Below are 19,236 nucleotides of genomic sequence, written 5' to 3' on the forward strand. Positions count from 1 at the left end.
TGCTGTCGCAGTGTGTGAACTTGTGACGCTCGCTCTGAAGGCCGTGGACCCGAAGCTGCGACAATCGAGTGCTTCGCGTGCGCCATCGGCTTTTCGGCGCGCCGCACGAGCAATTCAACAAAACTCCAGGACAGGAACTCCCCGCTATGGCGCAATACGTCTTTTCCATGAACCGCGTCAACAAGACGGTTCCCCCAAAACGCCACATCCTCAAGGACATCTCGCTCTCATTCTTCCCTGGCGCCAAGATCGGCGTGCTGGGTGTGAACGGCTCGGGCAAGTCGACCATCCTGAAGATCATGGCTGGGGTGGATAAAGAGTACGAAGGCGAAGCGATTGCGATGCCAGGCATCAAGATCGGCTATCTGGAGCAGGAGCCGCGCCTGAACGAAACGCAGACCGTGCGTGAAGCGGTCGAAGAGGGCATCGGCGGCGTTCTGGCCGCCAAGAAGCGCCTCGACGAGGTCTATGCGGCCTATGCCGACGAAGACGCCGACTTTGACGCGCTGGCCGCCGAGCAGGGCGAGTTGGAGTCCATCATTGCTGCAGCCGGTTCGGAAAACACCGATCTGCAGCTGGAGTTGGCCGCCGATGCGCTGAATCTGCCGCCCTGGGACGCCCAGATCGGCGTGCTGTCTGGTGGCGAGAAGCGCCGTGTGGCTCTCTGCCGCTTGCTGCTGAGCAAGCCCGACATGCTCTTGCTCGACGAGCCGACCAACCACTTGGACGCCGAATCGGTCGAGTGGCTGGAGCAGTTCCTGCAGCGCTTCCCCGGCACCGTGGTCGCGATTACCCACGATCGCTACTTCCTGGACAACGCCGCCGAGTGGATCTTGGAGCTGGACCGTGGCCACGGCATTCCGTGGAAGGGCAACTATTCCGATTGGCTGGACCAGAAGGAAAAGCGCCTGGAAGGCGAGCAGAAGTCCGAAGACGCCCGCATGAAGGCGATGAAGGAAGAACTGAAATGGGTGCGCTCCAATGCCAAGGGCCGCCAGGCCAAGAGCAAGGCGCGTCTGGCTCGCTTCGAGGAATTGAGTGACGTCGAGTACCAACAGCGCAATGTGACGAACGAAATCTTCATCCCGGTGGCCGAGCGCCTGGGTAATGAAGTGATCGAGTTCGAGAACGTGAGCAAGAGCTTCGGCGACCGCGTCTTGATCGACAACCTGAGCTTCAAGGTGCCGGCCGGCGCGATTGTCGGCATCATCGGCCCGAACGGTGCCGGTAAATCGACGCTGTTCCGTATGTTGCAAGGCACCGAGACGCCGGACAGCGGCACGGTCAAGATCGGCAAGACGGCCAAGATGGCTTTCGTCGACCAGAGTCGCCAAAGCCTGGACGCCGACAAGACCGTCTGGCAAGACGTCTCGGGCGGCCTGGATAACATCACGGTCGGCAAGTTCGTGATGCCTAGCCGCGCCTATCTGGGTCGCTTCAACTTCAAGGGTAATGACCAGCAAAAGCTGGTCGGCAGCCTGTCCGGTGGTGAGCGTGGCCGCTTGCATTTGGCCAAGACACTGGCTCAGGGCGGCAACGTCTTGATGCTTGACGAACCGTCGAATGACTTGGACGTCGAAACCCTGCGTGCGCTGGAAGAAGCGCTGCTGGAGTTTGCCGGTAGCGCCATGGTGATCTCGCATGATCGCTGGTTCCTGGACCGCATCTGTACTCACATCCTGGCTTGCGAAGGCAACTCGCAGTGGTTCTTCTTTGACGGCAACTTCCACGAGTACGAAGCCGACAAGAAGAAGCGTTTGGGCGAAGAGGGCGCACGGCCCAAGCGCATGCGTTTCAAGCCGATCAAGTAATCAGCTGGCGCGCCAGTCGAGCATTGAGAAGGGGCCATTGGCCCCTTTTTTTATGCGCTTCACAGATCTTTACCGCCTAGGCATGGATCGCTTACGTCGCTGACAGAAGATCACTTCATCGCTTCTCAACCCCTCGGGAGTATTGAAATGAACCTCAGCAACACCAGCAAATTGATCCGCACCGGCAAGACCTTGATGCTCGCATCGGTTTTGGTTTTGAGCAACCTTGGCTCCATGAATGCGCAGGCTATGGGGCTTATGGGTGGCATGGGTGGCATGGGCGGCATGGGCGGCGGCCGCCCCGGCATGGGCGGGCCAGGCGCTGGCGACATGATGTCGGGCGCTCATATGGAACACATGCTCGATATGGTGGACGCGAGCGATGCTCAGCGCGCTCAGATCAAGCAAATCATGGACGCAGCCAAGCAAGACATCAAATCCCAACACAGCGGCGGGCGCAGCCTGCATGAGCAAGGTTTGGCGCTGTTCAGCGCGCCAAACATCGACGCGGCCGCCATCGAGTCCTTGCGTGTGCAGATGTCGGCCCAGCATGAGGTGGTCAGCAAGCGCATGAGCCAGGCGATGGTGGACGTGGCCCGGGTGCTGACGCCCGAGCAGCGCGCCAAGCTGGCTGAGCGCATGAAGAAGATGCATGCCAGGATGCAAGCGGCTCGTGGCGAGCATCAACATGCTGCTGGCAAAGGCAACTGAGCGCTTTGATCGGGACCATGTCGCATATGCTTAGCGTCTCCCATAGACCAGAAGGCCAAAGCCTGTTTGCTCGCAAACTGAGCCAAGGCCCTCTGCACAGACTCATGACGCACAGAATTTTGGTGATTGATGACGATGCCCGCTTGACCGGCATGTTGAGTGACTACCTTGGCGCTGCCGGTTTCGAGGTGCAGGTGGCCGGCTCACTGAGTGCCGGGCGGGAAGCCCTGGCTGGCGCGCCGTTTGACCTCGCCGTGCTGGATCTGATGCTGCCCGATGGTGATGGGCTGGACTTTTGCCGTGAACTGCGCGCCGACCCTCACACGCGCCGCTTGCCGGTGCTGATGTTGTCCGCACGCGGCGAGTCTATGGACCGCATCCTGGGTCTGGAGCTTGGCGCCGATGATTATTTGGCCAAGCCCTTCGAACCGCGCGAGCTGCAGGCGCGCATCAAGGCCTTGCTGCGGCGCTTGGAGCCTGAGGCGGGCGAGGCCGATGTTTTGCGCTTTGGTCGGCTGGAGATTGATCTGGCGTCCCGCATGGCGCGCCTGGACGGGCAGCCTTTGGATTTCACCGGTCACCAGTTCGACTTGTTGGTCGTGCTGGCGCAAAGCCCCGGTCGGGTGCTGTCGCGCGACCTGATCATGGACTCCTTGAAGGGTCATCCGCTAGATGCCTTCGATCGCTCGATTGATGTGCATATTTCGCGCATCCGCGCCTTGATTGAAGATGACCCGAAAGCGCCCAGGCGTGTGCTGACCGTGCGGGGGGCCGGTTATGTGTTTGCTCGCAAACAAGACGCTGACCCAAACTGAGCGCAGCCTGAGTTCAAGCGCCGGATGAAATCACTCTATCTCCGCATCTACCTGACCTTGGTGGTCTTGCTGCTGGCGTTCGCCTTTGGCTCGACATGGCTGTTTCAGCAGCATCTGGACAAGGAGCGCGGCAGTTTTGAGTCGGTCGCCAATGAACGGATGACGGCGATGGCGGAGTTGTTGTCGCTCGCCCTGCCCAGTGCCGATGCGCCGACCGAGCAGCAGGCCGAGGTTTTGGAAGACTGGGGGCAGCGCCTGCGTATGCCGGTGGCACTCAATGACGCGCAAGGTCGGCGCATTGCAAGCTCCGAGCTGTTCCTTCGGCGTTTGGACGAGGACAGTGCGACGCCGTCCATCCGGCTGCCGCTCAAAGATGGGCGCAGTCTTGAGTTGATGCGCATGCTGCGCATGCCGCCGGGTTTGCTGCGTATGCAGGGGCCCGGCCGGAATTTTGGGGCCGGAGCAGGCATGGGGCCAGGGGGCAGGCCCGAACCGCCTTCGGGTCTGTTGCCGCTGCTCGGCCCGCGGCCCGAGCTCAGAGTCTTGTTGGCCTTGCTGCTGCTTTTGTTTCTGGGCGTGGCGATTGGAGCCTACCCGGTCATTCGCCGTTTGACGCGTCGGCTGGAGGCTCTGCGAGCCGGAGTTGAGCACTTTGGCGCGGGGAATCTGACCCACCGCGTCGATGCCGAGGGCAGCGATGAAGTGGCAGTCTTGGCTGCGAGCTTCAACCGCACGGCGGGCCAGATCGAGACCTTGCTGCGTTCGCAGAAGTCCTTGCTCGCCAATGCCAGCCATGAGTTGCGTTCACCCTTGGCGCGCTTGAAGATGGCGTTTTCCATGCTGAGCGAGCCGGATATTGCGCCGGCGCAGCGCGAGCGCCTGAGTCAAGAGATTCACACCAATATCGCTGAGCTGGACTCCTTGGTGGAGGAGGTTTTGTTGGCGAGCCGTCTGGAGGCTGCAAACGCGGTGATGGAGCGCGAACGGGTCGACCTCTTGGGGCTGGCGGCTGAGGAGTCGGCCCGCATTGGCGCTGAGTTTGAGCCCGCCGAAGGCCTGGGCAATTTGATGGTGCGCGGCGAAGAACGGTTGCTGCGCCGCGCGCTGCGCAATTTGCTGGAAAACGCTCGCCGCTATGGCGGCGCTCAAGTCTTGCTGCAGCTCGGCCGAGGCGCCACAGGCGCGGCCGAGTTGCGGGTCTGCGACCGGGGGCCGGGCGTGCCTGAGGCCATGCGTGAGCGGATTTTTGAGGCCTTTTTCCGACTGCCCGGGCACGCGGAACAAGCCGGCGGGGTAGGTCTGGGCCTGAATTTGGTCAAGCAGATTGCGCAGGCCCATGGCGGCCAGGTGCGCTGTGAGCCGCGTCAGGGCGGCGGCAGCTGCTTTGTGCTAACTTTTCCGCCCGACGGTCAATGATTTGTCAGTCAGCTGACCTTGCTGCGGATGATCTTGGCCCTTGAATTCACGCGCTCGCTCGGCGTAGCGGTTGAAGCGCCAGGCGGTGCCCTCGGTCGATATGCGCCGCCAGGTGACGCGCTTCTCGGTCGGCGTCATTGACGGCCAATGCTGCACCTCGTCGAAGGTGCGGCCGCAGCCCTTGCACAGCGCGTCGCCTTGGCTGGTGGAGCAGATGGCTATGCAGGGTGCGTCGGGTGTGCTCTCGTACCAAGTGAGCCAAGCGGCTTTTGCTTCGGCCGGCATGCCCAATTCGGCGCATTCGGTCTCGCGGTAATAGACCAGCAGGCCATAGACCTCGGCCAAGGCGCGCACCTCGGCGCAAGCGTTCAGCCCGTCCGGTGAGGGCGCACGCTCGCGCCACCAATTGATGGCCGCTTCGATGTCGGTGATGTGGATGCCGGCCAAGATGTTTAGCCCTCGGACGGTGGGTAAGCCGCCCTATCCCCCGAGGGGATCGCGGTCCGGCTTGGGGCGGCCCGGCGCTGAAGGACAGCGGCGCTCATCAGTAGCTCAGACCGATGGCGGAGCGCACTTCGCGCAAGGTCTTGCGCGCCACCGCGCGCGCACGTTCGGTGCCGACCTCCACAATCCATTGCACCTGCTTGGGGTTGGACAAGTACTCATTGGCGCGCTCGCGCCAGGGCGCTTGCTCTTTTTGAATCGCTTCGATCAAGGGCTGCTTGCAGTCGAGACAGCCAATGCCGGCCGAGCGGCAGCCTTGGTCTGCCCAAGTCAGCACTTCCGCGCTTGAATAGAGCTGGTGAAGGGGCCAGACCGGGCAGCGCTTCGGGTCACCCGCATCGGCTCGGCGCACGCGCTGCGGGTCGGTCGGCATGGTGCGGATTTTCTCTTCCACCACTTCCGGTGCATCCCGCATGGCAATGGCATTGCCTGAGCTCTTGCTCATTTTTTGGCCGTCGAGGCCGGTCAGTCGGGCGGTGTCGGTGAGCAGCTCCAAAGGCTCGGGCAAGATCGCTCGGTCGGGGCTGTAAATGCGGTTGAAGCGGCGCGCGACCTCGCGCGTCACTTCCACATGGGCGGTCTGGTCCTCGCCCACGGGAACGAAGGCGGCCTTGTAAATCAAGATGTCGGCGGCCTGCAGCAGCGGGTAGCCCAAAAAGCCATAGGTGGCGAGCTCGCGGTTCTTCTCGACTTGATCCTTGTAGCTGGGAATGCGTTCCAGCCAGCTCGACGGTGTGCTCATCGCCAGCAGCGTGAACAACTCCGCATGCTCGGGCATGCGGCTTTGGATGAACAGCGTGGCCTGCTCGGGGTCTATGCCGGCCGCCAACCAGTCGACCACCATGTCGTAGACATTGCGCTCGATAGACTCTCGGTCCTGGTAATGCGTGGTCAGCGCATGCCAATCGGCCACGAAGAAAAAGCAGTCGTAGCTGGCTTGCAGCTTCACCCAGTTCTTCAGCGCGCCATGGTAATGACCGAGATGCAAGGCGCCGGTCGGGCGCATGCCGGACAGCACCCGCTGGCGCGTGAGGGCTTCTTGGGGTTTGTCTTGGGGCTGAACTTGGGTGCTGGCGGGGCTCATGGCATGGCTCTTCGGGTGGAGCGGCATTGTAGGCAGCTAGACTATTGCCCATGAAAAGCATTGTGATTTTGATCTCAGGGCGCGGCTCCAATATGGAGGCGATCGTGCGTGCCTGTACAACTGAGGCTTGGCCCGCGCGCATTGCCGCCGTCATCAGCAACCGCCCCGGTGCAGCCGGCTTGGACTTTGCCGCGCAACACGGCATTGCGACAGCGGTGGTCGATCACAAGGGTTTTGCCAGCCGCGAGGCATTTGACGCCGAGTTGCAGCGGGTGATCGACGGCTTTAGCCCGGATTTGCTGGTGCTGGCCGGCTTTATGCGCATCCTGACGCCAGCCTTCACCGCGCATTACGCCCAGCGTATGTTGAATATCCATCCGTCTTTGCTGCCTGCCTTTACAGGCCTGCACACGCATGCCAGAGCGCTGGAGATGGGCTGCAAGTTCGTGGGTGCGACGGTGCATTTCGTTACCGCCGAGCTCGATCACGGCGCCATCGTCGCTCAGGCGGTTGTGCCGGTGATCGCAGGCGACGACGAAGCCAGCTTGTCGGCACGGGTGCTCAAGCTGGAGCACCGCATGTATCCGCAAGCGGTGCGCTGGTTTGTCGCAGGCAAACTGGCTGTGAGTGAAGGCGTGGTGCGTCACATCGACGGCGAGGCGCAAGCTTTCAGCTGATCAAGCCTTGCTTGAAATGGCCGTGAAGCGCTGCACCATTTGACCGTCGATCAGCAGCGTGCCGAAGAACATCTCGTGGGGCCGGACCCAAAGCCCCGTGGCGTTGTAGAGCGGGCGGTAGACCACCAAGGGCTCCAATGTTTCACTGTGGCGCGCCGCGCCTATCACCTCGTAGTGACCGCCTTTGTAGTGGCGGTAGTGACCGAGCGGTGTGTCGGGTAGGGGAGTGAGGTCGGATGTCATCTTGAGCTAGTTTGTGACGCTTTTAGGAAGCTGCGCTTACGGTGCGGGATAATCTGCAGATGCATCCTAATGCCCTCATCGATATGAGCTGCGAGCTTTTGCGCGCCGTGCTCCAACTGGATACCCCCGCTGATAGCGTTGTATCCGCCTTTTTTCGTAAACACAAAGGCCTTGGCCAGCGTGAACGCCACGCCTTGGCAGAGACCGCTTACACGGTTTTGCGGCAACGCCCTTTGCTTCAGCACTTGGCTCAGTCTGGCAGCGGCCCGACCGAGCGCCGGCTGACGCTGCTGGCTTGGCAGGGCAATGCGGCCTTCTTGCGCGGCGGTTTGAATCAAACCGAACTGCAGTGGCTGGAGCAGGTCCAGGCCTTGGACAAGTCCAGCCTGGCACCCAAGCTGCGCCATAACTTGCCGGAATGGCTGGCCCAGCCGCTCATGGAGCGCCTCGGCGAGGAGCAGTTTTGGCAGTTGGCCGCCAGCATGAATGAGCAGGCTCCGCTGGATTTGCGTGTCAACAGTTTGAAAGCCAAGCGCGAGGAAGCGCAGGCTGTGTTGGCCGCCGCTGGCATAGAGGCCACGCCGACGCCGTATTCACCGCTGGGCCTGCGCATTCATGGCAAACCGGCACTCAGCAAACTCGAGCTGTTCAACAGCGGTGGGATTGAAGTGCAGGACGAAGGCAGCCAGTTATTGGCTTTGCTGCTTGACGCCAAGCGCGGCGAGATGGTGGTTGACTTTTGTGCGGGGGCCGGCGGCAAGACCTTGGCGCTAGGCGCGGCCATGCGCAACACCGGCCGGCTTTATGCTTTTGACACCTCGGGCCATAGGCTCGCCGCAATGAAGCCCCGCTTGGCTCGCAGCGGCTTGTCCAATGTTTACCCGGCACAAATTGCGCATGAGCGGGAAGACCGCATCAAGCGTCTCGCCGGCAAGATCGACCGCGTCTTGGTTGATGCGCCTTGCTCTGGACTAGGTACCCTGCGTCGCAACCCGGACTTGAAATGGCGCCAATCTTTGTTTGCGATCAAGGAATTGCAAGCCAAGCAGACGGCCATTTTGGCCGGAGCTGCGCGTTTGCTGAAGCCCGGTGGCCGCTTGGTCTATGCCACTTGCAGCTTGTTGAATGATGAGAACGAAGTGATCGCCGAGGCCTTCAGCGCGGCGAACCCGCAGTTCAAGCCCTTGCCGGCCAATGAAGCCCTGGAGCGCGCTCATGTCGAGCACGCAGATCGTCTGGTCGAGAATGGATGTTTGCGACTTTGGCCCCACCTACATCAGACGGATGGCTTCTTTGCCGCTGTTTGGGAGCGCCAGTAGGCTCCAAGTGGCTTGATAGCTTGGCTTGGCCGGACTTAATGCCGCCGAAAATTAGAGTCGCTCGCCTACAATTGGTGAACGTACGTCCATTTTGCTGCTCTCCTAGGGGCAGGGTTAGGAACTAATGAACTTCTTGATGACGATCCATGATGCCTTGGTGCAGTGGTTGGCCAACGGCTTGTTAGACGCATCTGCATGGCAGATCGTTGCTTACACATTGGTGATCACGCACTTTACGATTTTGGGTGTGACGATCTTTTTGCACCGTGCGCAGGCGCACCGGGCTCTGGATCTGGGGCCAATTCCTTCGCATTTCTTCCGGTTTTGCCTGTGGTTGACCACCGGCATGGTGACCAAGGAATTTGTCGCCGTGCACCGCAAGCACCATGCCAAATGCGAGACCGAAGAAGACCCGCACAGCCCGCAGACACGTGGGCTCAAGGCCTTGTTGCTGACCGGCGTCGAGCTTTACCGTGCCGAGGCGAAGAACCCCGAGACGATTGCGAAATACGGGACCGGCACGCCCAATGACTGGATCGAGCGCAATCTGTACACGCGCTTCAGCTGGCAGGGTGTGGGTTTGATGTTGATCATCAACCTGGCCCTGTTCGGCGCGATTGGCGCCACGGTCTGGGCGATTCAGATGGTGTGGATTCCCGTTTGGGCCACTGGCGTGATCAATGGTTTGGGCCACTGGTGGGGTTACCGCAATTTCGAGGCACCCGATGCGTCGACCAATGTTTCGCCTTGGGGCATTCTGATTGGCGGCGAAGAGCTGCACAACAATCACCACACCTATCCGACATCGGCCAAGTTCTCTGTCAAGAAATATGAGTTCGATATCGGCTGGGGCTATATCCGCGCGTTCGAGATGCTGGGTTGGGCCAAGGTTCGCAAGACCGCGCCCAAGCTGCGCCTGGGTGAAATCAAGCCGGCCGACAAAGACACGCTGGAAGCCGTCATCGCTAATCGCTATGAAGTGATGGCCAGTTACGGCCGCGGCTTGAAGGTGGCTTGCGCGGCCGAATTGGCCAAGATGAAGGCGCAAGGCCAGGAGCGCAGTGCGCAGTGGGCGCAGTTCCAGTCGGCCAGCCGCTGGTTGCATCGGGACGAGGCGCGTATCCCCGTTTCCATGTTGGAGCAGATCGCCAGCTTGCGCGCAGCGAGCCCTTCGCTCGACAAACTGGTCACGATGCGCGAAGAGTTGCGTCAACTCTGGACCCGTACCAATGTGTCGGCTGAGCAGCTGGTCAGTGATTTGCAGGCCTGGTGCCGTCGTGCCGAGGAGAGCGGCATTGCCGAGCTGCGTAACTTCTCGATGAGTCTGCGAACAGCGCGCGCGCAGTAGTAGGTCGTTGGGCACTTGGCGCTCCACATGGGCGCCTGTGACCAGACAGCCTTGGATATGAAAGAGACGCCCAGGTGGCGTCTCTTTTTTTGCCTGAGTGATCCTGGATTGGTGCTGATTGCGCCGGCGACTGCAGTGACTTTGGATCTGTACGTAGCTCAGTCATCTGGGCTATTCCGAATCAATGTGGGCCAGTTGGAGCGTAAAAAAACCCCGGCAGCTTGAGCTGGCGGGGTTTTCTGTGTCTGACTGTGAGGTCAGGGCTGACTTATCTCAGCTTGGTTTCTTTGTACAGAACATGCTTACGAGCCTTGGGGTCGAATTTCATGAATTCGAGCTTACCGGTCGTAGTCTTCTTGTTCTTGTCAGTCGTGTAGAAGTGACCCGTACCTGCGGTCGACTCCAGCTTGATTTTTTCGCGTGCGCCTTTGGCCATGATTGTGCTCCTTGATACTCAGTGCTAGATCAGAGCTCGCCTTTGGCGCGCAGATCGGCGACGACTTGGTCGATACCGACCTTGTCGATCAAACGCAAAGCAGCATTGCTGATGCGCAGACGGATCCAACGATTCTCTGTTTCCAGGAAGAAGCGGCGGTACTGCAGATTCGGCAAGAACCGACGTTTGGTTTTGTTGTTGGCATGGGAAACATTGTTCCCAACCATGGGCTTCTTGCCCGTGACTTGACAGACGCGTGCCATGACGCTTCTCCGGTTTGAGTTGTTGACCGGCCAATCCCGCTCGGATACTTGCCATGCAAGTGCAAGGGGTGACCTCATAACCGCTTTATGCTTTGCTAAACCCGAAGTCTTGGTTTCAAGCTGTTTTGATAACTTGAAAAAGGCTTCGAGCGCGGTCTATCCAGCAAGCAAGCCTAAGAGTATAGCAGAAAACGGCCTTGCCGGCCCAGTTCTGGATGGCGAAGTCGCGAGCGGCCTAGCGCATGGCTCCATTGGCTCATGCGCTAGGCCTGCAGCCCCTTTTGAGCTTCGTTCAGCTTTGCTCTTGTTCCAAGAAGCGTTGTGCATCCAGGGCGGCCATGCAGCCGGTGCCGGCGCTGGTAATCGCTTGACGATAGATGTGATCCTGTACGTCGCCGGCTGCAAACACGCCCGGCACGCTGGTCATGGTCGCGAAACCGTTGGAGCCGCTGCGGGTCAGGATGTAGCCATCCTTCATTTCCAGCTGATTCCTGAAGATGTCGGTGTTCGGCGAGTGACCAATGGCAATGAAGCAGCCGTGCAGGGTCAGGTCTTGCGTGCTGCCGTCCTTGGTGCTCTTGATGCGCACGCCGGTCACGCCGCTTTGTTCACCCAATACTTCGTCCAGGGTGTTCCACAGATGCAGCACCACATTGCCGCTGGCTGCCTTGGCCATCAGCTTGTCGACCAAGATGGGTTCTGCCTTGAACTTGTCGCGGCGGTGGATGACGTGCACCTTGGCGGCAATGTTTGACAGATACAGCGCCTCTTCAACGGCGGTATTGCCGCCGCCCACTACGCAAACTTCTTGGCCACGATAGAAAAAACCGTCACAAGTGGCGCAGCCGCTGACGCCTCGGCCCATAAAAGCCTCCTCGGAGGGCAGGCCCAGATATTTGGCCGAAGCGCCGGTGGCGATGATCAAGGTGTCGCAGCTATAGCTGTTGCTGTCGCCCTTGAGCTTGAAGGGGCGCTGCGAAAAATCAACCTCATTGATATGGTCGAACACCATTTGCGTCTCAAAGCGCTCGGCGTGCTTTTGAAAGCGCTCCATCAATTCCGGGCCTTGTACGCCCATCACATCGGCCGGCCAGTTGTCGACCTCGGTGGTCGTCATCAACTGGCCGCCTTGCGCCATGCCGGTCAGCAGCGTGGGCTTCAAATTGGCGCGCGCTGCATAAATGGCAGCGGTGTAGCCGGCCGGGCCTGAGCCCAAAATCAGCAGCGAATGGTGTTGGGTAGCTTGGTTCATGACAGTTATATGAGGTTGCGGGCCGTGCAGACAAGAAGACTAGACGGTTTTATCCGGCTTTGACCTGATTTGAATGCTTGCGCGAGTGTGCACAATTTGCGCATTCTAGGCATGGCCACGCAATCGAGAGGGTCAGCCGGTTTCAATCCTTAGTCAATGGAGGCTGTTTATGGCGATGCTGTCAAATCTGGACCTGATCCGCAGGGTGCCCTTGTTCTCGCTGCTCACCACCGATCAGGCGCAGTCCATCGCGGACAGTGTTGTCAAACGGCGTTTCAAACGAGGCGAGCTGATCGTCGAGCAAAACACCAAGTCCAATGCCTTGTTTATTTTGTTGAACGGGCGTGCGCGGGTGCTAACTGCCGATACACGAGGTCGCGAGGTGATTCTTGCGGTCTTGCAGCCGGGTCACTATGTGGGCGAGATGAGTTTGATCGACCATGAGCCACATTCGGCTACCGTGCGCGCCGAGGTGCAAACGGATATGTTGGTGCTGGGGCGCAATGAATTTGCGCGCTGCCTGCCCGATAGCAGCAGTCTGTCCTATGCCATTTTGCGCGGCTTGGTGGCGCGTCTGCGCAATGCCGATCGGCAGATTGAGTCGTTGGCTCTGCTGGACGTTTACGGTCGCGTAGCGCGAACCTTGCTGGATATGTCCGAGGAAGAGAAGGGCCTGAAGATCATCCGCGGCAAGGTCTCGCGTCAGGATATGGCCAAGGTTGTCGGTGCCTCGCGGGAGATGGTCAGCCGCGTGATGAAGGATCTGGAAGAGCGCGGCGTGATCGAAACGCTTGAAAACGGCTCGGTAGTGATCAAGCAGCGCTTTCCTGACTGATGCCGCATCAACCGGCGCCGTGCTAGTGCGCAGCGTCGGAGGCTCAGGTTGAAATGCTGGCATGAGGTTTAGTGAAACTCATGCCCAGGAGCGCTGAGCGCTTAGGTCACAATGGCGGCATGAGTTTTCCCCTGGGTTCCCTGCTGCGCGGCGATGAGGCCGGCGCCAGCGATAAAGTCTATAAACGCCAAGGCAAAAAGGCGGCTCTTGCCGTGCCGGTGAAGCAAAACACCTTGCGCACGCCGGTGTGGCTCTTGCTCGGCGGCTTGTTGTGGTGTTTGGTGGTGATGGCTTTGCTGTCCTACGACCGCCATGATGCTGCTTTTTCCATCTCAGGCAGCCGCGAGTTGTACGCCAACCGTTTTGGTGCTCTGGGTGCCTGGATCGCCGACCTGCTGCTTTTCAGCTTCGGATTCTCGGCTTGGTGGCTGCTGCTCGTGGGCTTGCGCGCTTGGCTGAGCAGCTTGGCTGGGCTGCTGCGAGCCGAGGCTGAGCCGGCGCCGCAAACAAACTCCTCTACCGGACTGGTGCTTCTTGGCGTCGTGCTGCTGATGTGCGCCAGTTGTTCCCTGGAGTGGACGCGTTTGTATCTGTGGGAGTCCCGGCTGCCCGGTCATGCCGGTGGGGTGTTGGGTTTCGCGCTCGGGCCGTGGAGCATGCGTGCGCTGGGTTTTGCGGGTTCGGGGCTGCTGAGCATCGCCTTGCTCTTGATCGGATCTGGCCTGGCCTTGAATTTCTCTTGGTTGCGCTTGGCCGAACAAGCCGGTCGCCGCCTGGACGACTGGCGTGAACGCTATTTGCAACGGCGCGAGCAAGCCGAAGACCAGCGCTTCGGCGAGCAAGCAGTGCAAGAGCGAGAGCAGGACCTGGTGGTCGAGGTGGAGCGCCAAGTGGTCGCCGAGCATGTGCCCATCGTGATCGAGGCGCCGGTGTTCGAGGTGCCCAAGTCCACGCGTGTGGCCAAGGAGCGCCAAAGCGCGTTGTTTGTCGACGCCAGCGACACCAAGCTGCCGCAGGTCGATTTGCTGGATGCAGCAACAGTGCGGGTGGAGTCGGTGACGCCGGAGTCGCTGGAGATGACCTCGCGCATGATCGAGAAGAAGCTGCGCGATTTTGGGGTCGAGGTGCGCGTCGTCGCCGCCTCGCCGGGGCCGGTGATCACCCGCTATGAGATCGAGCCGGCCACCGGCGTCAAGGGCTCTCAGATCGTGGGCTTGGCCAAGGACTTGTCGCGCAGCCTGAGCCTGGTTTCGATCCGAGTTGTTGAGGTGATTCCGGGCAAAAACTATATGGCCTTGGAGTTGCCCAATGCGCGCCGCCAGACCATACGCCTGTCCGAAATTTTGGGCTCGCAAGTCTATGCTGACGCGCCGTCTCAGCTGACCATGGGCCTAGGGAAAGACATCGTCGGCCTGCCGGTAGTGGCTGACTTGGCCAAGATGCCGCACTGTCTGGTGGCTGGCACGACCGGCTCGGGCAAATCGGTTGGGATCAACGCGATGATTTTGTCCCTGCTTTACAAGGCCGAGGCGCGCGATGTGCGCTTGATTCTGATCGACCCCAAGATGCTGGAGATGAGTGTCTACGAAGGCATTCCGCATTTGCTTGCACCCGTCGTGACGGACATGAAGCAGGCTTCCAATGCGCTCAACTGGTGTGTTGGCGAGATGGAGCGGCGCTACAAGTTGATGAGCAAGATGGGTGTGCGCAATCTGGCCGGCTATAACAAGAAGATAGACGAAGCCCATGAGCGCGGAGAGAGCATTGGCAACCCCTTCAGCCTGACGCCGGAGGAGCCCGAACCCTTGGAACGGCTGCCTTTCATCGTGGTGGTGATCGACGAGTTGGCCGACCTGATGATGGTGGTCGGCAAGAAGATTGAAGAGCTGATTGCCCGCTTAGCGCAAAAGGCACGCGCCGCTGGCATCCACTTGATCCTGGCCACGCAGCGCCCCAGCGTTGATGTCATTACCGGTTTGATCAAGGCGAATATTCCGACCCGTTTGTCCTTCCAGGTCAGCTCCAAGATCGACAGCCGCACCATTCTTGATCAAATGGGCGCCGAGGCGCTGTTGGGCATGGGTGACATGCTTTATATGCCCTCAGGCACCGGTCTGCCGATCCGCGTGCACGGCGCTTTTGTCAGCGATGACGAGGTGCACCGGGTGGTTGAGTATCTGAAGTCCAAGGGCGAGCCCAATTACATCGAGGGCATTCTCGAGGGCGGCGTGCTTGAAGGCGAGGCCGGTGAGAGCGGTGCGCCCGGTGCCGGCGAGGGTGAAGCCGATGCGATGTATGACCAGGCAGTGGCCATCGTCTTGCAGCATCGGCGCGCTTCGATTTCGCTGGTGCAGCGCCATCTGCGCATTGGCTACAACCGGGCGGCTCGCTTGTTGGAGCAGATGGAGAAGTCAGGCCTGGTGTCCAGCATGGGTAGCAACGGCAACCGTGATTTGCTTTTGCCCAAACGAGAAGAATGATGCAATTAAACAAATGGTTGGTGGTGCTGGCGCTGAGCTTGAGCACTCAAGCGCGGGCCGATGCGGTGAATGCCTTGAAAGATTTTGTGCGCGAGGTCAAGAGCGGCCGGGCGCAATTCAGCCAAATCGTCACCTCGCCCGACGGCGGGCGCACCAAGACCACCAGCGGCAGCTTCGAGTTCCAGCGTCCCAACCAGTTTCGCTTTGCTTACCTGCCGCCGTCCGAGCAGTTGATCATTGCCGACGGTAAAAAGGTCTGGATGTATGACCCGGGCCTCAAACAGGCCAGCTCTCACCCGATGACGCAGGCCTTGGGTGCAACGCCTGCGGCTCTGCTTGCCGGCGGCAATCTGGAGCGCGACTTCACGCTCAAGGCGCTGCCTTCCAAGGCCGGGCTCGATTGGGTGCAAGCGATGCCCAAGCAGGCCGACAGCGGCTTCCAGTCGCTCAAGGTCGGCTTCAAGGGCCGCGAGTTGGCCGCCTTGGAGATCGTCGACGGTTTTGGCCAAAGTTCGCGCCTGGATTTCACCGCCCTGGCCTTGAACCCGGTTCTGGCAGCAGATAGATTTCGCTTCACGCTGCCGGCCGGCGCTGATTTGCTGGAGCAGTAAAAGGCCGGGCCATGACTGAATCCCTGTTCGCCGATTCGCCCGGTGCGAGCCCAACAGCGCATCTGAACCAGCCCTTGGCCGAGCGCTTGCGGCCCGGCCATCTGGATGAGGTCATCGGCCAGCGTCAACTGCTCGGCCCGGGCATGCCGCTGCGCGTCGCCTTCGAGTCGGGGCGCCTGCACTCGATGATTTTGTGGGGCCCGCCCGGCGTCGGAAAAACTACTTTGGCGCGCCTGATGACGCAGGCCTTTGATGCACAGTTCATCACCATCTCGGCCGTGCTCGGCGGCGTCAAGGAGATCCGCGAGGCGGTGGATCGGGCGCAGGCGGTGGCCGCGCAGGGACGGCGCACTGTCGTCTTTGTCGATGAGGTTCATCGTTTCAACAAGTCGCAGCAAGACGCTTTTTTGCCGCATGTCGAGTCGGGCTTGTTTACCTTCATTGGTGCCACGACCGAGAACCCGTCCTTTGAGGTCAACTCGGCGCTTCTGTCGCGCGCCAGCGTCCATGTGCTGAAGTCCCTGGATGAGGCAGAGTTGTTGGCCTTGGTCGAGCGCGCAGTCCAGGTGCTGGCCAGCCCGCCGTTCGCCCCAGCCGCCGCCAAGCGTCTGGCCGCCTATGCGGACGGCGATGCCCGGCGCCTGCTGAATGCGGTCGACGCGGCGGCGGCCTTGGCGTCTCCAGCTGCGATCGCGATTGACGAGGCCATGCTGGAGCGTGCCCTAGGCGAGCAGTTGCGCCGTTATGACAAGGGCGGGGAGCAGTTCTATGACGTTATTTCCGCCCTGCACAAGTCGGTGCGCGGCTCTGACCCCGATGCCGCGCTGTATTGGTTCGCCCGCATGCTGGACGGCGGCGTAGACGTGCGCTATATCGCTCGGCGCCTGATCCGCATGGCCAGCGAGGACATAGGCCTAGCCGATCCGCGAGCGCTGCGCATCTGCCTTGACGCGGCCGAGACTTATGAGCGTCTGGGCTCGCCCGAGGGAGAGTTGACCCTGGCGCAAGCGGTGGTGTTTTTGGCGGTTGCACCAAAATCGAACGCGGTCCACAGCGCCTACAAGGCGGTGCGAGCCCTGATCAAAACGGACGGTAGCCGAGCCGTGCCGCTGCATCTACGCAACGCTCCAACCCGTTTGATGACCGACCTGGGTTACGGGCGTGACTATCGCTACGCACATGACGAGCCGGGGGGCTTTGCTGCAGGGGTCAGGTATATGCCTGAAGGTCTTGAGGAGCAGCGCTTTTACGAACCCGTCGGGCGTGGCTTGGAGTTGCGTATTGGCGAGCGCTTGACCGAGTTGCGCCGCCTCAATGCAGCCCACCAGTCCTCCCAGGAATAAGCACGATTTTGCTCGTTAGCGATACGGGTAAACACCCGCGATTCTTGAGCCTTACGCACTCCTACAATCCCGCTCAGCCTGCAGGAATTGATGGCCGATCAAGGCCCGCCGACTTTGCGGCGGGCTTTTTTATTTGCTTGTCTTTCAGCCCAATGAATTAGGCGTTCGGCATACCTTTGTCGGCGCGCGAAACCGGAGACGTCTATGGAAACTTTTTTCCAGCAAATCATCAATGGCTTGGTTCTCGGCAGCATGTATGCCTTGGTGGCGCTGGGCTACACCATGGTTTACGGCATCATCAACCTAATCAATTTCGCCCACGGCGAGATTTTGATGGTGGGTGCGCTGGTCAGCTGGACCGTGGTCAGTGCTTTGGCCGATTCGGGCATGCCGGGCTGGTCCATGATGCTGATCGGCTTGGCCTGCGCCGTCGTCGTCTGCACCACGCTGAACTTCCTGGTCGAGAAGATTGCCTACAGGCCGCTGCGCAATGCGCCGCGTCTGGCCCCTTTGATCACCGCGATGGGCATGTCGCTGCTGCTGCAAACGCTGGCGATGATCATCTGGAAGCCGAATCCCAAACCGTTCCCGCTGCTCTTGCCGACCACCCCGATTGATCTGGGTGGCCCGGTGATCACGGTCACGCAATGCGTGATCCTGGGCAGCACGGTGATGATCCTGGCCACGCTGATGTGGCTGGTCAATCACACCAAGCTGGGCCGAGCGATGCGGGCTACCGCCGAGAATCCACGGGTCGCCGGCCTGATGGGCGTCAAGCCCGACTTCATCATCTCCACCACCTTTGTGATCGGTGCTGCACTGGCGGCCGTGGCCGGCCTGATGTGGGCCGCCAACTACGGCACCGTGCAGCACACGATGGGCTTTATGCCGGGCCTGAAGGCGTTCACTGCGGCGGTCTTGGGCGGCATTGGCAACCTGGCCGGTGCGATGGTGGGGGGCATCTTGCTGGGGCTGATCGAAGCGATCGGCGCGGGCTATCTGGGTGACTTGACCGGCGGCGTGCTGGGCAGCCATTACGCCGACATCTTCGCCTTCGTGGCGCTGATCCTGGTGCTGACTCTGCGGCCTTCGGGCTTGCTGGGTGAGCGTGTGGCGGACCGTGCCTGATCCGGCTGAGGAGAATTTCATGCAATCAAAACAAAGCAATAAAGTCTTCGTCTTCCTGCTGGCGGCCCTGGGCCTGCTGGTAGTGCCGCTGTTCGCGCAGCAGTTCGGCAACGGCCCGGTGCGCATCATCGATCTGGCCTTGCTCTATGTGCTCTTGGNGGCCCTGGGCCTGCTGGTAGTGCCGCTGTTCGCGCAGCAGTTCGGCAACGGCCCGGTGCGCATCATCGATCTGGCCTTGCTCTATGTGCTCTTGGCGCTTGGGCTCAATATCGTGGTCGGCTACGCGGGTCTGCTGGATCTGGGTTATGTGGCCTTCTATGCAGTGGGCTCCTACATGTTCGCGCTGCTGGCCAGCCCGCATCTGAGCGAGAACTTCGAGTCCTTCCGCGCCGCCTTCCCTGACGGCTTGCACTCGCCCTTGTGGCTGATCATCCCGCTGGGCGCTGGCCTGGCGGGACTCTTCGGCATCTTGCTGGGTGCGCCTACGCTGAAGTTGCGCGGGGACTATCTGGCCATCGTGACCTTGGGCTTTGGTGAAATCATTCGGGTCTTCTTGAACAATCTCGAGCACCCCGTCAACATCACCAACGGTCCACGTGGCATCGGGCAGATCGACTCGATTCACTTCTTCGGCCTCAATCTGGGCCAAGGGGCCGAGTTGTTCGGCTTCAAGCTGCCCTCCGTGACGCTGTACTACTACTTGTTCCTGGCGCTGGTGGTGCTCAGCGTGATCATCTGCTACCGGCTCGAGAACAGCCGCATCGGCCGCGCCTGGATGGCTATCCGCGAAGACGAAATCGCAGCCAAGGCGATGGGCATCAACACCCGCAATCTGAAACTCTTGGCCTTCGGCATGGGTGCGACTTTTGGCGGCGTGGCCGGCACGATGTTCGCGTCCTTCCAGGGCTTTGTGAGCCCAGAGTCCTTCAGCTTGCAAGAGTCGGTGATGATTGTGGCGAT

At 60.5% G+C, this 19,236-nt stretch carries 19 protein-coding genes; 13 read left to right on the forward strand and 6 right to left on the reverse strand.

Features of this window, described 5'->3' with window-relative positions:
• Positions 1-146: 146 nt before the first annotated feature.
• The 4 genes from ettA to LNV08_RS03550 all read left to right on the forward strand — a co-directional run bounded on the left by ettA (position 147) and on the right by LNV08_RS03550 (position 4,753).
• Positions 147-1,811: an energy-dependent translational throttle protein EttA gene (gene ettA, locus LNV08_RS03535; RefSeq protein WP_263532251.1), complete on the forward strand. Its 1,665-nt coding sequence runs from the start codon at positions 147-149 to the stop codon at positions 1,809-1,811.
• A gap of 147 nt (positions 1,812-1,958) precedes the next feature.
• Positions 1,959-2,522: a Spy/CpxP family protein refolding chaperone gene (locus LNV08_RS03540; protein WP_263532252.1), complete on the forward strand. Its 564-nt coding sequence runs from the start codon at positions 1,959-1,961 to the stop codon at positions 2,520-2,522.
• Between the two features lie 104 nt (positions 2,523-2,626).
• Positions 2,627-3,337: a response regulator gene (locus LNV08_RS03545; RefSeq protein WP_263532253.1), complete on the forward strand. Its 711-nt coding sequence runs from the start codon at positions 2,627-2,629 to the stop codon at positions 3,335-3,337.
• 24 nt (positions 3,338-3,361) lie between these two features.
• Complete coding sequence (locus LNV08_RS03550) at positions 3,362-4,753, forward strand: ATP-binding protein (protein WP_263532254.1); 1,392 nt, start codon at positions 3,362-3,364, stop codon at positions 4,751-4,753.
• Here LNV08_RS03550 and LNV08_RS03555 read toward each other — a convergent pair.
• A complete protein-coding gene (locus LNV08_RS03555; protein WP_263532255.1) occupies positions 4,727-5,200 on the reverse strand; it encodes a DUF3717 domain-containing protein in 474 nt (157 codons plus the stop codon). The two genes, LNV08_RS03550 and LNV08_RS03555, sit on opposite strands and share 27 nt — an antisense overlap.
• A 97-nt stretch (positions 5,201-5,297) precedes the next feature.
• Positions 5,298-6,341: a tryptophan--tRNA ligase gene (gene trpS / locus LNV08_RS03560; protein WP_263532256.1), complete on the reverse strand. Its 1,044-nt coding sequence runs from the start codon at positions 6,339-6,341 to the stop codon at positions 5,298-5,300.
• A 50-nt stretch (positions 6,342-6,391) separates the two neighbouring features.
• Between trpS and purN the strand changes: the two genes are divergently transcribed.
• On the forward strand, positions 6,392-7,018 hold the full coding sequence (gene purN, locus LNV08_RS03565; protein ID WP_263532257.1) for a phosphoribosylglycinamide formyltransferase: 627 nt from the start codon (positions 6,392-6,394) through the stop codon (positions 7,016-7,018).
• Here the strand turns inward: purN and LNV08_RS03570 are convergent, their stop codons facing one another.
• A complete protein-coding gene (locus LNV08_RS03570) occupies positions 7,019-7,261 on the reverse strand; it encodes a DUF1653 domain-containing protein (RefSeq protein ID WP_263532258.1) in 243 nt (80 codons plus the stop codon).
• A 59-nt stretch (positions 7,262-7,320) separates the two neighbouring features.
• Between LNV08_RS03570 and LNV08_RS03575 the strand changes: the two genes are divergently transcribed.
• Positions 7,321-8,580 (forward strand): RsmB/NOP family class I SAM-dependent RNA methyltransferase, encoded by a 1,260-nt coding sequence (locus LNV08_RS03575; RefSeq protein ID WP_263532259.1) that lies wholly within the window; start codon positions 7,321-7,323, stop codon positions 8,578-8,580.
• A gap of 136 nt (positions 8,581-8,716) precedes the next feature.
• A complete protein-coding gene (locus LNV08_RS03580) occupies positions 8,717-9,928 on the forward strand; it encodes a fatty acid desaturase (RefSeq protein WP_263532260.1) in 1,212 nt (403 codons plus the stop codon).
• 268 nt (positions 9,929-10,196) lie between these two features.
• Here LNV08_RS03580 and rpmG read toward each other — a convergent pair whose 3' ends face one another.
• The 3 genes from rpmG to trxB form a co-directional block, all read right to left on the reverse strand.
• A complete protein-coding gene (rpmG, locus tag LNV08_RS03585) occupies positions 10,197-10,364 on the reverse strand; it encodes a 50S ribosomal protein L33 (protein ID WP_263532261.1) in 168 nt (55 codons plus the stop codon).
• A 29-nt stretch (positions 10,365-10,393) separates the two neighbouring features.
• On the reverse strand, positions 10,394-10,627 hold the full coding sequence (gene rpmB / locus LNV08_RS03590) for a 50S ribosomal protein L28 (protein WP_263532262.1): 234 nt from the start codon (positions 10,625-10,627) through the stop codon (positions 10,394-10,396).
• A gap of 292 nt (positions 10,628-10,919) precedes the next feature.
• The gene (gene trxB / locus LNV08_RS03595; protein ID WP_263532263.1) at positions 10,920-11,879 is read right to left on the reverse strand and encodes a thioredoxin-disulfide reductase; all 960 of its coding nucleotides are present in this window, start codon (positions 11,877-11,879) and stop codon (positions 10,920-10,922) included.
• A gap of 169 nt (positions 11,880-12,048) precedes the next feature.
• Here trxB and LNV08_RS03600 point away from each other — a divergent pair, with 169 nt between their 5' ends.
• From LNV08_RS03600 to LNV08_RS03625, 6 genes are all read left to right on the forward strand, one after another.
• Positions 12,049-12,714, forward strand: a complete 666-nt coding sequence (locus LNV08_RS03600) for a Crp/Fnr family transcriptional regulator (RefSeq protein WP_263532264.1) — start codon at positions 12,049-12,051, stop codon at positions 12,712-12,714.
• A 119-nt stretch (positions 12,715-12,833) separates the two neighbouring features.
• Positions 12,834-15,194 carry a DNA translocase FtsK gene (locus tag LNV08_RS03605; protein WP_263532265.1) on the forward strand — a complete coding sequence of 787 codons (2,361 nt, stop codon included), beginning with the start codon at positions 12,834-12,836 and terminating at the stop codon, positions 15,192-15,194.
• Positions 15,194-15,805, forward strand: coding sequence for an outer membrane lipoprotein chaperone LolA (gene lolA / locus LNV08_RS03610; RefSeq protein WP_263532266.1), 612 nt, complete (start codon positions 15,194-15,196; stop codon positions 15,803-15,805). The genes LNV08_RS03605 and lolA overlap by 1 nt, the downstream gene beginning before the upstream one ends.
• 11 nt (positions 15,806-15,816) lie before the next feature.
• Positions 15,817-17,148, forward strand: a complete 1,332-nt coding sequence (locus tag LNV08_RS03615) for a replication-associated recombination protein A (RefSeq protein ID WP_263532267.1) — start codon at positions 15,817-15,819, stop codon at positions 17,146-17,148.
• A 204-nt stretch (positions 17,149-17,352) separates the two neighbouring features.
• The gene (locus tag LNV08_RS03620; protein WP_263532268.1) at positions 17,353-18,276 is read left to right on the forward strand and encodes a branched-chain amino acid ABC transporter permease; all 924 of its coding nucleotides are present in this window, start codon (positions 17,353-17,355) and stop codon (positions 18,274-18,276) included.
• 19 nt (positions 18,277-18,295) lie between these two features.
• Positions 18,296-19,236 (forward strand): ABC transporter permease subunit (locus LNV08_RS03625; RefSeq protein ID WP_263532269.1); only part of this gene is annotated, 941 nt, incomplete at its 3' end.

The organism is Paucibacter sp. TC2R-5 (assembly GCF_025717605.1).
GTDB classification, from domain to species: domain Bacteria; phylum Pseudomonadota; class Gammaproteobacteria; order Burkholderiales; family Burkholderiaceae_C; genus Paucibacter_A; species Paucibacter_A albus.

What these genes read in the sequence shown, in the direction of transcription:
- LNV08_RS03540 (WP_263532252.1), top strand. Translation starts at nt 1,959, where the DNA reads ATGAACCTCAGCAACACCAGCAAATTGATCCGCACCGGCAAGACCTTG.
- ettA (WP_263532251.1), top strand. Translation starts at nt 147, where the DNA reads ATGGCGCAATACGTCTTTTCCATGAACCGCGTCAACAAGACGGTTCCC.
- LNV08_RS03575 (WP_263532259.1), top strand. Translation starts at nt 7,321, where the DNA reads ATGCATCCTAATGCCCTCATCGATATGAGCTGCGAGCTTTTGCGCGCC.
- LNV08_RS03605 (WP_263532265.1), top strand. Translation starts at nt 12,834, where the DNA reads ATGAGTTTTCCCCTGGGTTCCCTGCTGCGCGGCGATGAGGCCGGCGCC.
- LNV08_RS03550 (WP_263532254.1), top strand. Translation starts at nt 3,362, where the DNA reads ATGAAATCACTCTATCTCCGCATCTACCTGACCTTGGTGGTCTTGCTG.
- LNV08_RS03620 (WP_263532268.1), top strand. Translation starts at nt 17,353, where the DNA reads ATGGAAACTTTTTTCCAGCAAATCATCAATGGCTTGGTTCTCGGCAGC.
- LNV08_RS03615 (WP_263532267.1), top strand. Translation starts at nt 15,817, where the DNA reads ATGACTGAATCCCTGTTCGCCGATTCGCCCGGTGCGAGCCCAACAGCG.
- lolA (WP_263532266.1), top strand. Translation starts at nt 15,194, where the DNA reads ATGCAATTAAACAAATGGTTGGTGGTGCTGGCGCTGAGCTTGAGCACT.
- trpS (WP_263532256.1), bottom strand. Translation starts at nt 6,341, where the DNA reads ATGAGCCCCGCCAGCACCCAAGTTCAGCCCCAAGACAAACCCCAAGAA.
- trxB (WP_263532263.1), bottom strand. Translation starts at nt 11,879, where the DNA reads ATGAACCAAGCTACCCAACACCATTCGCTGCTGATTTTGGGCTCAGGC.
- rpmG (WP_263532261.1), bottom strand. Translation starts at nt 10,364, where the DNA reads ATGGCCAAAGGCGCACGCGAAAAAATCAAGCTGGAGTCGACCGCAGGT.
- purN (WP_263532257.1), top strand. Translation starts at nt 6,392, where the DNA reads ATGAAAAGCATTGTGATTTTGATCTCAGGGCGCGGCTCCAATATGGAG.
- LNV08_RS03600 (WP_263532264.1), top strand. Translation starts at nt 12,049, where the DNA reads ATGGCGATGCTGTCAAATCTGGACCTGATCCGCAGGGTGCCCTTGTTC.
- LNV08_RS03580 (WP_263532260.1), top strand. Translation starts at nt 8,717, where the DNA reads ATGACGATCCATGATGCCTTGGTGCAGTGGTTGGCCAACGGCTTGTTA.
- LNV08_RS03545 (WP_263532253.1), top strand. Translation starts at nt 2,627, where the DNA reads ATGACGCACAGAATTTTGGTGATTGATGACGATGCCCGCTTGACCGGC.
- rpmB (WP_263532262.1), bottom strand. Translation starts at nt 10,627, where the DNA reads ATGGCACGCGTCTGTCAAGTCACGGGCAAGAAGCCCATGGTTGGGAAC.
- LNV08_RS03570 (WP_263532258.1), bottom strand. Translation starts at nt 7,261, where the DNA reads ATGACATCCGACCTCACTCCCCTACCCGACACACCGCTCGGTCACTAC.